Raw genomic sequence first — 13,304 nt, 5'->3', positions numbered from 1 at the left:
TCATGTTTGGTAGGTTGAAGGATTGGCGGCGTGTGGCAACCCGCTACGACAGGTGCCCGAAGGTCTTCCTGTCAGCCATCGCCCTCGCAGCACTCGTCATCTACTGGCTATGAGTCCTGACCCTAAGTTGTGGTCGCGGGAGCGATAATTGGTGTCATGTTCAAAATGGCTCAAAGCCTGATAACTGAGATAATTCGAATTGATAACCAGAATCGCGCGCTTGCGAAGGTGAGCATTGTCGCAACTGACGTACACAACGCATCGTCTGACGGCTTGGATCTAAGTGACGAAGAAATCTACCACCTTAGGACTGGACTTAAGATGGACATGCTTAGAGATCATTTGAAAACCTACTTGTCTGAGAGTTTTGACTACATATCGTCGGATCGCGTGAAAGCTAGATTGAAACAATCAGAAAACAAAAAGAACCAGTCAATGGAGAATGAAGTGCGACTTGGCTCGGAGGCAGATACAGAGGACACCTAAACCACAACCTCCAACCTCTCCTGCTCCCCCACCCCGAACACGCGCTTATAACGTGCGATCTCGTCAACTGGCCCCATGGCCTTGTTGGGGTTGTCCGAGAGTTTCACCGTGGGCCGGCCGTTGGCCTCGACCGCCTTGCAGACGAGGCTGAACGGGGCCAGCGTGTCGCCTGCTGTCAGGCCCTTGAAATCGTTGGTGAGCATGGTGCCCCAGCCGAAAGACACCTTCACCCGGCCCGCGAATTGTTTGTGAAGTTCCGCGATCTTTTCGGCGTCCAGCCCGTCGGAGAAGATGATAAGCTTGTCCTTCGGGTCCTCGCCCCGGGCTTTCCACCAGTCGATGGCGATCTCGGCCCCGGCGGCCGGGTCGCCTGAATCGATGCGGATGCCCGTCCAGCCCGCCAGCCAGTCGGGTGCGTTATCGAGGAAGCCGCGCGTGCCGTAGGTGTCGGGCAGGATGATGCGCAGGTTGCCCTCGTGCTCCTCGTGCCAATCGGACAGCACGTCATAGGGCGCGCGGGCCAGCGCCGCGTCATCCTCTGCCAGCGCGGAATAGACCATGGGCAGTTCATGGGCGTTGGTGCCGATCGCCTCCAGGTCGCGGTTCTTGGCGATCAGGCAGTTGGACGTGCCGACGAAGCGGTCGCCCAGCCCCTCGGTCATGGCCTGCACGCACCAATCCTGCCAGAGGAAGGAATGCCGCCGCCGGGTGCCGAAATCGGCGATGCGCAGCCCGTCGATGGGCCGCAGGTGTTCGATCTTTTCCCACAGCTTGGTCATGGCGCGGGCATAGAGCACCTGCAGTTCGAACCGGCCCATTTCGCCCAGCACGGCGCGGCCGCGCAGCTCCATCAGAACCGCAAGGGCGGGGATTTCCCATAGCATGACCTCAGGCCAGGACCCTTCGAAGGTCAGCTCATACTGACCGTCGCGCTTTTCCAGGTGGTAGGGTGGCAGGCGCAGGGCCTCGAACCAGTCCATGAACTCGGGCGTGAACATCTGCCGCTTGCCGTAGAAGGTGTTGCCGCGCATCCATGTGCTTTCGCCGCGCCGCAGGGACAGCGAGCGGATGTGGTCCAGCTGTTCGCGCAGCTCGCCCTCGTCGATCAGCTCGGCGAGGCGGATGTCCTTGGTCCGGTTGATCAGGCTGAACGTGACCTGCGTGTCGGGCTTGTTTCGAAACACCGACTGGCACATCAGCAGCTTGTAGAAATCGGTATCGATCAGGGACCGGACGATCGGGTCGATCTTCCACTTGTGGTTCCAGACGCGGGTGGCGATATCGACCATGATCGTCCTTTCTGTCGCGAGTCCGGGCGAGTCTTGCTGTTTTTGCACGGCGGTGGCAAGCAGGGTGGCAAATGGCCTGGTCAACGGACCTGAAATGGCCCGCTGACAGCGATGAAGGTACGATGCAGCAATTCCCTACGCGTCAGCGGTCGCAGGTGCCACTGATCGACAGAGCCTTCCATTGGGTGAGCTTCTTGAAGCGCCATAGACGACTTCCTGACCGAAGTCGCAAATGGGTCAGCGACCTGATCTATGACCAGATGACCAGCGGCCGCAATCTGGATCCAGTGGTGCAGCTGACGTCCGACAAGGAACACGTGAAGGCGCATGTCGATGCGGTTCTCGGGCCCGGCCACACGATCCCGACCCACGCCATTCTGCGGACTGCGGACGAAATCGACACCTACGATTTCACATCCGGAACATTCGTGAAACCGACCCATATGTCGAGCAAGGTCGCTCAAGGGGACTCGGTGGACCGTTCCACGCTGAACAAGTGGCTGCGCCGCAATTTCTATTATCGCAAGCGCGAGCATCAGTATCGCTACCTTACCCCCAAGATCATCGTAGAACCGCTGGTATTCGACGGAGCGCCGTTTCGCGAGTTCAAGTTCTATGTCTTGCGTGGTCGCTCACGGCTCGGCTTCGAGGTCCGTCGCAGCCCCGACGGCCAACACTTTCTCATGTTCGGACGAGACCTCTCCGTTGTCCCGTATGACAGCCGCTTCCCTGCGCCGGAGCACCTGGACCCACCGACCTGCTTGGAGGCGATGTGGGATGCCGCGGAGAAGCTGGGCACGCCATTCCATTTTGTCCGCGTCGACATGATGACCGATGGGGAGCGCTACGTCATCAACGAGCTTACGCACTCGGAGGGCGCCGGGCGCTATCGATATCGGTCTCGCAGGCACCCCAATCTGGCCAGCGAACAGGAGGTGTCGGCGCTTCTCTTCGGAGACGCGGATTAACCCACACGGACACCTGCGCCCTTCATCCCTTCGATCGCCGCGTCGAGAGACCCGTCGAAGTCGATTGCACGGCACAGGTCGGTCCGGACGGTGACGTCAAAGCCAAGCCGGGCTGCATCCGTCGCGGACCAGTTGACGCAGAAATCGGTCGCCAACCCGACCATCGTGAGGCTGTCGATGCCACGGCTGCGCAGGTATCCATCCAGCCCGGTCGGTGTTTCATGGTCGTTCTCGAAAAACGCCGAATAGCTGTCGAGGTCCGGGTTGAACCCCTTGCGGAGGATCAAGTCGGCGCGGTCGATCTCCAGGTCGGGGTGGAATTTCGCCCCATGCGATCCCTGGATACAATGATCGGGCCAGAGCACCTGCGGGCCGTAGGGCATTTCGGTCATGCTCATCGGTTCGGCATCATGCGTGGACGCGAAAGAGGAGTGCCCGGCCGGGTGCCAGTCCTGTGTCAGGATCACCGCATCGAAATCGGCCATGAGCGCATTGATCGGCTGCACGATCTGGTCGCCGCCTTCAACGGCCAACGCCCCGCCGGGGCAGAAATCATTTTGCACGTCGATGACGACAAGGGCATGGGTCATGAGGCTTCCTTTCCTGAACGGCGCCAGACTAGGGCGGAGGCGCCGACTTGAAAACCCGACCGGGGAAATCGGAAGGGCAACTTGACTCGCATCAACGCGCAGAGGCGAGAACGCCAGCATTGTATGCCCAATGATCACGGAGGGCACTGACATGAAACTACTGATTGGATACGCCTCGACCGAAGGGCAATCGCGCAAGATCGCGCGGCATATCGCGGACAAGCTGATGGACCAGGGCCATGGTATCGAGCTCCTTTCGCTTGAGGATGCCGAAGGTTTGGAGCCAGATCGGTTCGACCGCGCGGTCCTGGTGGCCTCGGTCCATGCCGGGCAATATCGCAAGGAACTGTCGGGCTTTGCGTCCGATCACCGTAGCTGGCTCGACCGGCATCCGGTGCTTTTCCTGTCCGTATCGCTTGCGGCGGCCGGTCACGAGGCTGAGGACTGGCGCGGACTGGAGCGGATCATCGACGACTTCGCCGAGGTTACGGGCTGGACTCCGGACCGGATCGAACAGGTTGCGGGCGCGTATCGGCCCTCGCGATACGACATGTTCACGCGGTTCATCATGCGCCGCATCATCGCCTCCAAGGATCCGGGCGCGGATCTGGAGTCGGACAAGGAATACACGGACTGGGCCGCTCTGGATCGCCTGATCGACGATTGGATGGGCGGCTGATCTTGCGAGTGGCCCCTTGGGATCGTAAGTGATCGGACATGTTCACCGTCGCCGCGCTCTATCATTTCACACCCTTTGCCGACCCTCGGGCGATCCAGGGGCCGCTCAAAGTGCTGTGCGTGGAGACCGGCACCACCGGCACGCTGCTTCTGGCGCGCGAAGGGATCAACGGCACCATCGCGGGCAGCCGGGACGGGATCGATCGGGTTCTCACCCATATCCGGGCCCTGCCGGGCTGTGCGGAGCTGGAGTGGAAGGAAAGCACGGCCGCAGAACAGCCCTTTGCGCGCATGAAGGTGCGGCTCAAGAAAGAAATCGTCACGATGGGCCAGCCTGACGTGGATCCGCGCGCCCATGTGGGCCGCTATGTCGCGCCAGAGGAATGGAACGATCTTATCAGCGCGCCGGATGTCGCGGTGATCGACACGCGAAACGACTACGAGGTGGCGATCGGCACGTTCGACGGTGCGATAGACCCCGAAACGGCCTCTTTCCGTGACTTTCCCGCCTGGTGGGAGAAAAACAAGGATCGCTTTCACAACAAGCGGATCGCGATGTTCTGCACCGGTGGTATCCGATGCGAGAAATCGACCAATTTCCTGATCGGGCAGGGTGTCGAGGAGGTCTATCACCTCAAGGGTGGCATCCTCAAATACCTCGAAGAGGTGCCCGAAGAGGACAGCCTTTGGCACGGCTCCTGTTTCGTCTTCGATGGGCGGGTCAGTGTCGATCACGGGCTGAAGGAAGGGCCGCATGTGCTTTGCCATGCCTGCCGCCGGCCGCTTCTGCCTTCCGACATGGTGTCCGAGCACTACGAGGCCGGCGTGTCCTGCCATCAGTGTATTGATGAGACCAGCGACGCCGACAAGGCGCGGTTCCGCGAACGGCAGAAGCAGATTGCGCTTGCCCGCGCACGGGGTGTGCAGCATCTGGGGGCTGACCTGTCGGGTGACGCAGGCTAAACGGCCAACATGGACCTGTCACTCGAAACCCGAGAGGGACTGCCCGAGGCCCTTCAAGTGCTCTTGCGTGAACACCCGCGCGAGGCGTGGGAGGCCGACCCTCAGTTCAACGGGTTGATCGCCTTCTGGCTGGATCGTCACATGATGTTCCGCAAGTTGGGTGCCTTGTTGCAGCAGGAATCCGAAACCCTGTTGGACGGCAAGACCGATGCCCGCCGATTTGCCCAGGCGGTCGGCCACTATGGCGGCATGTTCGTCAACCAGCTGCACGGGCATCATCAGATCGAGGATCACCATTACTTCCCCGTGCTGGCGACCCGCGACAAACGGATCGAGAAGGGGTTTACCCTTTTGGATGCGGACCACCATGCGCTGGACGGCCATCTGGACCGGTTCGTGAAATCAGCCAATGCGGCCATCAAAGGGACCGAAGAGGCCGATGCCAAGCCCGCAGCCGCGAAATTCCTTGAGGCGTCCCGCGACATGGATCGTCTGTTGCGCCGACATCTGGACGACGAGGAAGACCTGATCGTGCCGGTGATCCTGAAATATGGCACCGAGGGGCTTGGCTAATCCGGCGCTTTGGTCTCATCTGGGCGCGAAGGAGACCCCGATGATCACAGAGACCCTGCTCAAGGACATTCGCTCCCGTTTCGCCCATGTCGACAGCTGCCCCTTCGAGGGAGAGCGCATCTTTTTCGAGAATGCCGGCGGGGCGCTGACCCTCGGCAGCGTGGTCGAAACATCGGCCCGGTTCGCGGCGATCCCGGACAATCAGGGCCGCGCCAACGGGGCGTCACAGGCGCTGGTCGATATCATTGCACGGGCCAAGACGGCGGGGGCCGAATTCTTCAACGCCCAAGGCGGGCAGGTCATCGTCGGCGAAAGCGGCACGGAATTGCTGTTCCGGCTTGTGCGCACGGCCGTCACGCGACAGGCGCGCGGTGTCGTGCTGAGTTCGACCATCGAACATCCGGCTTCCCGGTCTGCCGTCGCCCATTGGGCCGGTGTCATGGGGCTGGAGCACCGGCTTGTGCCACATGACGATGATCTCGGATTGGTTACGCCCGACGCCTATGCCGCCGCCATGACACCCGATGTCACGGTGGCAACGATCCTGCATACCTCGCCCGTGACCGGGATGGGGATGGATCTGAACGGGATCGCTCGCGCGATCCGCAGCATCGCACCAGAGGCCATGATCATCGTGGATGGAATCCAGCATGCCAGCCATGGCGGGATCGACGTGGCGGCCGCAGGCGTCGATGGCTACGTCATTTCGCCTTACAAGGTGTTTTCCAGGCATGGCTATGGGGTGGCCTGGGTCGGCGACCGGCTGACCGACCTTGGCCCCGAACAGCTGGCGGGCGGCCCGGAACGCAACTGGGAACTGGGCACACGCGACACCGGCGCCTATGCGACCTTTGCCGATGTGGTGGACTATTTCGACTGGCTGGGTGCGCAGGTTGGCTACGCGGACACCCGACGTGGCCGGATCGAGGATGCTGGCCGTGCGATCCATGCGCATGAAAAGCGTCTGACAGACACGATGCTGCATGGCACCGGCAACCTCAAGGGGTTGGCCGAACTTCCGGGCATTCACGTGATCGGAGGCATCGACAACCCCGCCCGCGAGGGGCTGGTCTGTTTCTGGGCCGATCGCATCGCCGCGCCCGATATCGTCGATCGTCTGAACGCCGAAGGCATCCGCACCCATACCCGCAAAGCCGACCATTACAGCGGCAACATCCTTGACCCGCTTGGGCAGGAGGCCGCCGTCCGGGTCAGCATGTGCCACTACAATTCCGAGGCCGAGGTGGCGCGGTTCCTGTCGGTGATGGCCGATATCCTGGAATGAAAAAGGGGGCAGCCGCTTGGCTGCCCCGCTTCATATTGGCAATTGACCGGGCGCCCGGTCGATCAGAAATCCAGGTTTTCCACTGACAGCGCATTCTGCTGAATGAATTCCCGGCGCGGTTCGACCATGTCGCCCATTAGCTTGGTGAACAGGTCATCCGCCTCGATCATGTCATCGACCTTGACCTGCAACAGCGTCCGCGCGTCCGGGTCCAGCGTGGTTTCCCAAAGCTGGTCATCGTTCATCTCGCCCAGACCCTTGTAGCGTTGCAGCGTCAGGCCGCGTTCGCCTTCGCCCAGGATCGCCCTGAGCAGGTCCAGCGGGCCATAGATCGCCTGGTGGCGGTCCTTGCGATGCAGTTGGGCCGGCAGGTTGTAGACCTCTTGCAGTGACTTGGTGAAGCTGCCGGTCTTGCGGGCCTCGCCCGAGCGCAGCATCGGGCCATCCAGCGTCCGCACCTCTTCGACGCCGCGCAGGATACGGGCCAGCCGGATACCGTGATCCTGGGTGATCCGCCCTTGCCAGCCGCGTTCGTATTCCAGCGCGATCTGGTCAAGGCGCGCGGCCACCTTGTCGGCCACGCCTTGCAGGTCGTCATCCACCGCACCCGGCACGAAGGCCCCCGCGATCGCCGCCTGTTCCAGGATGTTGCGCGGGTAATGGGTGGGGAAGGCATCGAGGACGCGGCGCAGCTGACGCGCCTCGTCCACCACGCGCTTGAGGTCCTGGCCGGTGATCTCTTCACCCGATCCCAGGCGCAGCATTGCCCCCTCGACGCCCATGTCGATCAGGTAGTCGTCCAGAGCGGCCTGGTCCTTGAGGTAGACCTCGGACTTGCCCCGGCTGACCTTATAGAGCGGCGGCTGCGCGATATAGAGATACCCGCCCTCGATGATCTCGGGCATCTGCCGGAAGAAGAAGGTCAGCAGTAGCGTGCGGATATGCGCGCCGTCCACGTCCGCATCGGTCATGATGATGATCTTGTGATAGCGCAGCTTGTCGATGTTGAACTCGTCACGTCCGATCCCGGTGCCCAGCGCCATCACCAGATTGCCGATCTCCTGGCTGCCGAGCATCCGGTCGAACCGTGCGCGCTCCACGTTCAGGATCTTGCCGCGCAGGGGCAGAATGGCTTGCGTCCGGCGATCCCGGCCGGTCTGGGCGGACCCGCCAGCGCTGTCGCCCTCGACGAGGAAGAGTTCGGTCTTGGACGGGTCCTTTTCCGAGCAGTCCTTGAGTTTCCCGGCAAGGAAATTCACGTCCATCGCCGTCTTGCGGCGCGTGAGTTCGCGGGCCTTGCGTGCCGCTTCGCGCGCCAACGCGGCCTCGATGATCTTGCCGACGATCATCTTGGCTTCGTTCGGGTTTTCCTCGAACCACTCCGACAGCTTCTCACCAACAAGGTTCTCGACCGCCGGGCGCACCTCGGACGAAACCAGCTTGTCCTTGGTCTGGCTGCTGAACTTCGGGTCCGGGACCTTGACGGATAGCACGCAGGTCAGCCCCTCGCGGGCATCGTCGCCCGTGAAATTGACCTTTTCCTTTTTCGCGATCCCGCTGTCCTGGGCATATTTCGAGATCGTCCGGGTCAGCGCGCCGCGGAAACCTGCCATATGCGTGCCGCCGTCGCGCTGCGGGATGTTGTTGGTAAAGGGCAGCACCGTTTCGTGGTAGCTGTCGTTCCACCACATCGCGACCTCGACGCCGATATCGTCGCGTTCACCGCGCACATAGATCGGCTCTTCCATCATCGCGGCCTTGGACCGATCCAGGTATTTGACGAATTCCTTGACGCCGCCCTCGTAGAACAGTTCCGACTTGAGCGGCTCGGCGGGGCGTTCATCTTCCAGGATGATGCGAACGCCGGAATTGAGGAAGGCCAGTTCGCGCAGCCGCTTTTCAAGCGTTTCGAAGCTATAGTCGAGGTTCGAGAAGGTGTCGGTCGAGGCGAGGAACCGAACCTCGGTCCCGGTTTCATCACCGGCATCGCCGATCACTTCCAGGTGGTCGGTCGTCTCGCCATGGGCAAAGCGGGCCCGGTGCACCTTGCCATTGCGCCAAACGGTCAGCTCCAGCCAGACGGACAACGCATTCACAACAGATACGCCCACGCCGTGCAGGCCGCCGGAAACCTTGTAGGAATTGCTGTCGAATTTGCCGCCCGCATGCAGCTGGGTCATGATGACCTCGGCTGCCGAGACGCCCTCTTCCTCGTGCATCTCGACGGGCACGCCGCGCCCGTTGTCGCGCACCGATACGCTGGAATCCGCGTGGATTTTCACATGCACGTAGTCGGCGTGACCGGCCAGCGCCTCGTCGATCCCGTTATCGACGACCTCGTAGACCATGTGGTGCAGACCGGACCCGTCGTCGGTATCCCCGATATACATGCCGGGGCGCTTGCGGACCGCCTCCAAACCCTTGAGAACCTTGATAGAATCGGCGCCGTATTCGTTCGGCTGCTGCTGCTCTTCGGCCATTGCGGACCCTTTGTGTTATTCCTGCCATTTTATACGAAATCCGGGGGGGAATGTCACGCCGAAGGGGCATATTTTGTGGTGTCAGAAGAAAGGGATGCCCAAGCCGACAACGATCAGCAAAAGGCCCGAGACAACGTTCATCCGGCGCAAGGCTTCGGGCGACTTCAAGAGGGTCTTCACCCTGCCCACGAAGGTCGCCACGATCAGGTTCCCGACCAGGGGCACCAGCGCGGACATCAGGCCGATCGCCACGACATCCCACGCGGTCAGGGCACTCAGATCGAAGAAACCGGGCAACATACCCATGTAGAACAGGATCGCCTTGGGGTTGGCCAGGATTACCGCGAGTCCGGCCAGAAACCCGGCCACGAAGCCAGGGCGAGTCATGCGGCTGTCCCGCCCGATCTCTTTGCCCGCAGAGCGTAAAACAAGTGCGCCCATCAGCAAGAAGGTCGCGCAGGCCACCCATTTCATGACGGTCATCGCCATGGAAAACTGGTCGACCACCCAGGCCATCCCCAGAACCGCCAGAATTGACCACAGCACGTCGCCCACCATGACCCCGAGGGTAAGGGGCCAGGCCGCCGCGAACCCGCCCGACATGGCGCGAGCGATCAGGCCCAGCCAGACCGGTCCGGGCGTCAGGAACAGGATCAGAAGCGCCCCGGCATAGAGGGCTGCATCGGCCGCGGAGATTGTCATCAGGGTTGCCTTAGAATTTCGTGCCCAGCAGGTCGATATGCGCGGTTTCATCCCATGCCAGGTCACCCAGCGGCAGGATCATCATGTCGAACACGCTGTCAGAGCCATCGGTTTGGACAACGTTGCCGGTCCGCGCGCCGAAATGTTCGACATAGGTGAACGTGTTCGGCACCACTCGAAAGCCGTGGCCTGCATAGATCGGACGGTTCCCGAACAGCATGAAGAAGTCGGCGGCGCTGGCGCGGGCTTCCTCGATGGCGACCGCAAGCAGGCGCGTTGCAATCCCTTCACCGCGCCGCTCTGGGTCGGTCGCGACCTCGGCCAAGCCGACGATATCGACGAGGTCCTCGCCCATGCGGATCGCCCGGTAGGTGAGCGCCATGTGACCGATGATATCCGGATCACGCAGGACCAAACGCAGGTGGTGCCGCTGCTGGTGGTAGCTGCGCCCGCCGAAACTATCATCGAAGGCCGACAGAAGTAGCGTCGCGATCTTCTGTTCGTCCGCGTCGGTGAGATGCATTTCGTCGATACGTTCGATTTTTCCGGTCATGCAATACGCCCGTCCTGATCCAGTGGTGAAAATGGGTTATGCGCAAACTCCCAAACATGGCCGTCCGGATCCGCCACATAGCAGGAATAGCCACCCCAATTGGTTTCAAAAGGCGCACGCACCGGCGTGGCCCCGCACTTCAACGCATGGGCATAGGCCGCGTCGACAGCGGCGGGGTCTGGGTAGTTCTGCGCCAGCGTCATGGCCCCGGTGCGCAGGTCAGACGCTTCGCGGCCAGTTTCCTGCGCCAGCCCGTCGAGGGTGAACAACCCGAACTTCGATCCGCCCATGTCGTAGAACGCCACCATCTCGTTGGCGCTTTCCAGTTGCCAACCCAGCGCCTCGTAATAGGCCCGTGCCCGAGGCAGTTCCGCCACGGCGAGGGTGATGAAGGTGACGCGATTGAAAGGCAGTGTCATGGGGCCTCCTCGGGCTCTATACGGCTGGTCTGGTGCTCTTCCTGCACAGCCAGCCACTGGGCGCGCGCGCCCAGGTCTGCGAAGAGTTCGGGCCCGGTCCCGGTCAGGAAGGCCTGTGCGCCCAGCGCGCAGATTTCATCATACAGCGCGGCACGACGACCGGCATCCAGATGCGCCGCGACCTCGTCCAGTAACAGGATCGGCGGCGCGCCAAAATCTTCGGCCAAAGCCCTGCCATTCGCCAAGATCAAAGAGACAAGTAGCGCCTTCTGTTCGCCGGTGGAACAGTCCCGCGCCGCGACACCCTTGGCGGCAAACAGCGCGTCGAGGTCGGCGCGGTGCGGCCCTGCCAAGGTGCGTCCGGCGGCCATGTCGCGGGATCGGCCCGCGGCAAAGCCAGCCTGCAACGCATCAGGATCATCCGGAGCCTCGGGTGCCGGGTCAGGATGTGTCAGGGTCAGGACAGCGGTTGGAAAGGCCGTTTCCGCACGCGCCTGCGCCTCGCTCAACCGAGAGATCGCATGGGCACGGTTGCGGTGGATCACCGCGCCCGCCTCGGCCATCTGCGACTCCAGGGCACGATACCAATGGGCATCCGCCACCTGGTCCTTAAGCAGCCGGTTACGTTCACGCATGGCCTTCTCATAGGTCAGCACCACCTCGGCATGGGCGGGTTCGAAACTGAGCGTGGCCCGGTCCAGGAATCGGCGCCGCCCCTCGGCGCCTTCGATCCAGAGTCGATCCATGGACGGGATCAACCACAGGATACGTGCGATGCGGCCCAGCGCGGTTTGTGGCGCCGCCTTGCCGTCGATCCGCACCTGGCGCGGGGCGGCATTTTCGGACAAGGTCTCGATCTCGTGGTTGCGGCCTAGCGACGTCAGACTGGCGGTGATCTTCCAGCCCAGCGACTCGGGCCGGCGCGCCAGATCCTCGGCGCTGGCCCGTCTCATGCCACGGCCCGGCGAGAGCATCGACACCGCCTCGAGGATGTTGGTCTTGCCTGCGCCGTTGGGGCCGTGAATCGCCACGGGGCGGCCGTTCAATTCCAGTCGCGCCCGCTTGTGCGAGCGAAAATGCGACAGGCCAAGCGTCGTTATGGCCAGACCACTCATCGTCCGTCACCATCATCCAGCCCAGCGAATTGGACTGGGTTTTTCCGGAGAATTACGCGCCCCGTCACACGCGCATCGGCATCACGACATAGACGGCGGTCGTGTCATTGCCTTCGCGCATGAGCGTCGGGTCACCCGAGGAATTGAACAGGAATACGGCGTTCTCGCGGTCGACCTGGCTGGCGATTTCGAGAAGGTATTTCGCGTTGAACCCGATCTCCAGCCGTTCGTCACCATAGGCGACGGCCAGTTCTTCCTCGGCGGCGCCGCTGTCGGGGGCGTTCACGGAAAGAACAAGCTTGTCCTCGTCCAAGGCCAGTTTCACCGCGCGAGAGCGTTCAGAGCTGACAGTCGCGACACGGTCCACCGCCTTGGCAAATTCGGCGGCATCCACTTCCATCTTGCGGGTGTTTCCCTGCGGGATGACGCGGGTGTAGTCGGGGAAGGTGCCGTCGATCACCTTGGATGTCAGGGTGATGTCGGGGGTCGCAAACCGCACCTTGGTTTCGCTGACAGATACGGCGATCGTCATGTCATCATCGTCCAGCAGCTTGCGCAGCTCGCCTACGGTCTTGCGCGGAACGATCACGCCGGGCATGCCGTCCGCGCCCTCGGGCAGGTCGGCGTCGATCCGGGCCAGGCGGTGCCCGTCGGTGGCGACGCAGCGCAGCACCTTGCCGCCATCGGCCTCGGAGACGTGCATGTAGACACCGTTCAGGTAATAGCGGGTTTCCTCGGTCGAGATGGCGAATTTCGACTTGTCGAAGAGGCGCCGCAGCACGGGCGCGGGCGCCGCGAAATTCGTGCTGTAGTCGGACGACGCCATGACCGGGAAATCTTCTTTCGGAAGCGTGGCGAGCGAGAAATTGGACCGCCCCGCCTCGATCGACAGGCGCCCGGCCGCACTGTCCTCGGACAGGGTCACAAGGGCGCCGTCCGGCAATTTGCGGACGATTTCATTCAGCGTCACGGCGGAAACCGTTGTGGCTCCGGCCCGTTCGACCTGGGCCGGAGCCTTGTCGACAACCTCGATATCGAGGTCCGTCGCCCGGAAATACACATCGCTGCCGTCAGCCTCGATCAGGACATTGGCGAGGATCGGAATGGTGTTGCGCCGCTCGACAACAGACTGCGCCTGCGCCACCGCCTTGAGCAACACGCCGCGTTCGATACTGAATTTCATAGCCCTCGCTCCGTCCATAG

Annotated in this window: 13 protein-coding genes and 1 pseudogene; 6 read left to right on the top strand and 8 right to left on the bottom strand. The window is 62.2% G+C overall.

Annotation, left to right across the window (positions count from 1 at the left end):
* Window positions 1–113 (top strand): annotated as a pseudogene (locus DFK10_RS08830) (IS5/IS1182 family transposase); the annotation flags it as partial.
* Window positions 114–482: 369 nt separating this feature from the next.
* Here DFK10_RS08830 and pncB read toward each other — a convergent pair.
* Window positions 483–1,775 (bottom strand): nicotinate phosphoribosyltransferase, encoded by a 1,293-nt coding sequence (gene pncB, locus DFK10_RS08820; protein ID WP_109388652.1) that lies wholly within the window; start codon window positions 1,773–1,775, stop codon window positions 483–485.
* A 71-nt stretch (window positions 1,776–1,846) separates the two neighbouring features.
* On the opposite strand from pncB, the gene DFK10_RS08815 reads away from it, so the two are divergent.
* Complete coding sequence (locus DFK10_RS08815) at window positions 1,847–2,743, top strand: ATP-grasp fold amidoligase family protein (RefSeq protein WP_109388651.1); 897 nt, start codon at window positions 1,847–1,849, stop codon at window positions 2,741–2,743.
* On the opposite strand, the gene pncA is transcribed toward DFK10_RS08815, so the two are convergent.
* Window positions 2,740–3,333, bottom strand: a complete 594-nt coding sequence (gene pncA, locus DFK10_RS08810) for a bifunctional nicotinamidase/pyrazinamidase (RefSeq protein ID WP_109388650.1) — start codon at window positions 3,331–3,333, stop codon at window positions 2,740–2,742. The genes DFK10_RS08815 and pncA overlap by 4 nt on opposite strands.
* A 151-nt stretch (window positions 3,334–3,484) precedes the next feature.
* Between pncA and DFK10_RS08805 the strand changes: the two genes are divergently transcribed.
* From DFK10_RS08805 to DFK10_RS08790, 4 genes are read left to right on the top strand one after another with little or no spacing between them, the layout of a single operon-like run.
* Window positions 3,485–4,012, top strand: a complete 528-nt coding sequence (locus DFK10_RS08805) for a flavodoxin domain-containing protein (RefSeq protein WP_109388666.1) — start codon at window positions 3,485–3,487, stop codon at window positions 4,010–4,012.
* Between the two features lie 38 nt (window positions 4,013–4,050).
* Window positions 4,051–4,974 carry an oxygen-dependent tRNA uridine(34) hydroxylase TrhO gene (trhO, locus tag DFK10_RS08800; protein ID WP_109388649.1) on the top strand — a complete coding sequence of 308 codons (924 nt, stop codon included), beginning with the start codon at window positions 4,051–4,053 and terminating at the stop codon, window positions 4,972–4,974.
* Window positions 4,975–4,983: 9 nt separating this feature from the next.
* A complete protein-coding gene (locus DFK10_RS08795) occupies window positions 4,984–5,547 on the top strand; it encodes a hemerythrin domain-containing protein (protein ID WP_109388648.1) in 564 nt (187 codons plus the stop codon).
* A gap of 40 nt (window positions 5,548–5,587) precedes the next feature.
* Complete coding sequence (locus DFK10_RS08790) at window positions 5,588–6,832, top strand: aminotransferase class V-fold PLP-dependent enzyme (RefSeq protein WP_109388647.1); 1,245 nt, start codon at window positions 5,588–5,590, stop codon at window positions 6,830–6,832.
* Between the two features lie 62 nt (window positions 6,833–6,894).
* On the opposite strand, the gene gyrB is transcribed toward DFK10_RS08790, so the two are convergent.
* From gyrB to dnaN, 6 genes are all read right to left on the bottom strand, one after another.
* A complete protein-coding gene (gyrB, locus tag DFK10_RS08785) occupies window positions 6,895–9,312 on the bottom strand; it encodes a DNA topoisomerase (ATP-hydrolyzing) subunit B (protein ID WP_109388646.1) in 2,418 nt (805 codons plus the stop codon).
* Between the two features lie 81 nt (window positions 9,313–9,393).
* The gene (locus tag DFK10_RS08780; protein WP_109388645.1) at window positions 9,394–10,014 is read right to left on the bottom strand and encodes a LysE family translocator; all 621 of its coding nucleotides are present in this window, start codon (window positions 10,012–10,014) and stop codon (window positions 9,394–9,396) included.
* Between the two features lie 10 nt (window positions 10,015–10,024).
* On the bottom strand, window positions 10,025–10,567 hold the full coding sequence (locus tag DFK10_RS08775) for a GNAT family N-acetyltransferase (RefSeq protein ID WP_109388644.1): 543 nt from the start codon (window positions 10,565–10,567) through the stop codon (window positions 10,025–10,027).
* Window positions 10,564–10,986, bottom strand: coding sequence for a VOC family protein (locus DFK10_RS08770; RefSeq protein ID WP_408005578.1), 423 nt, complete (start codon window positions 10,984–10,986; stop codon window positions 10,564–10,566). The genes DFK10_RS08775 and DFK10_RS08770 overlap by 4 nt, the downstream gene beginning before the upstream one ends.
* Window positions 10,983–12,101 (bottom strand): DNA replication/repair protein RecF, encoded by a 1,119-nt coding sequence (gene recF / locus DFK10_RS08765; protein ID WP_109388643.1) that lies wholly within the window; start codon window positions 12,099–12,101, stop codon window positions 10,983–10,985. Before recF ends, DFK10_RS08770 begins: the two co-directional genes overlap by 4 nt.
* 64 nt (window positions 12,102–12,165) lie before the next feature.
* Window positions 12,166–13,284: a DNA polymerase III subunit beta gene (gene dnaN / locus DFK10_RS08760; protein WP_109388642.1), complete on the bottom strand. Its 1,119-nt coding sequence runs from the start codon at window positions 13,282–13,284 to the stop codon at window positions 12,166–12,168.
* Window positions 13,285–13,304 lie beyond the last annotated feature (20 nt).

It is taken from the genome of Salibaculum griseiflavum, assembly GCF_003129565.1.
In the GTDB taxonomy this organism is placed as follows: domain Bacteria; phylum Pseudomonadota; class Alphaproteobacteria; order Rhodobacterales; family Rhodobacteraceae; genus Salibaculum; species Salibaculum griseiflavum.
The sequence above is the reverse complement of the archived record's forward strand: the minus strand, read 5'-3'. Positions and strand labels throughout refer to the sequence as shown.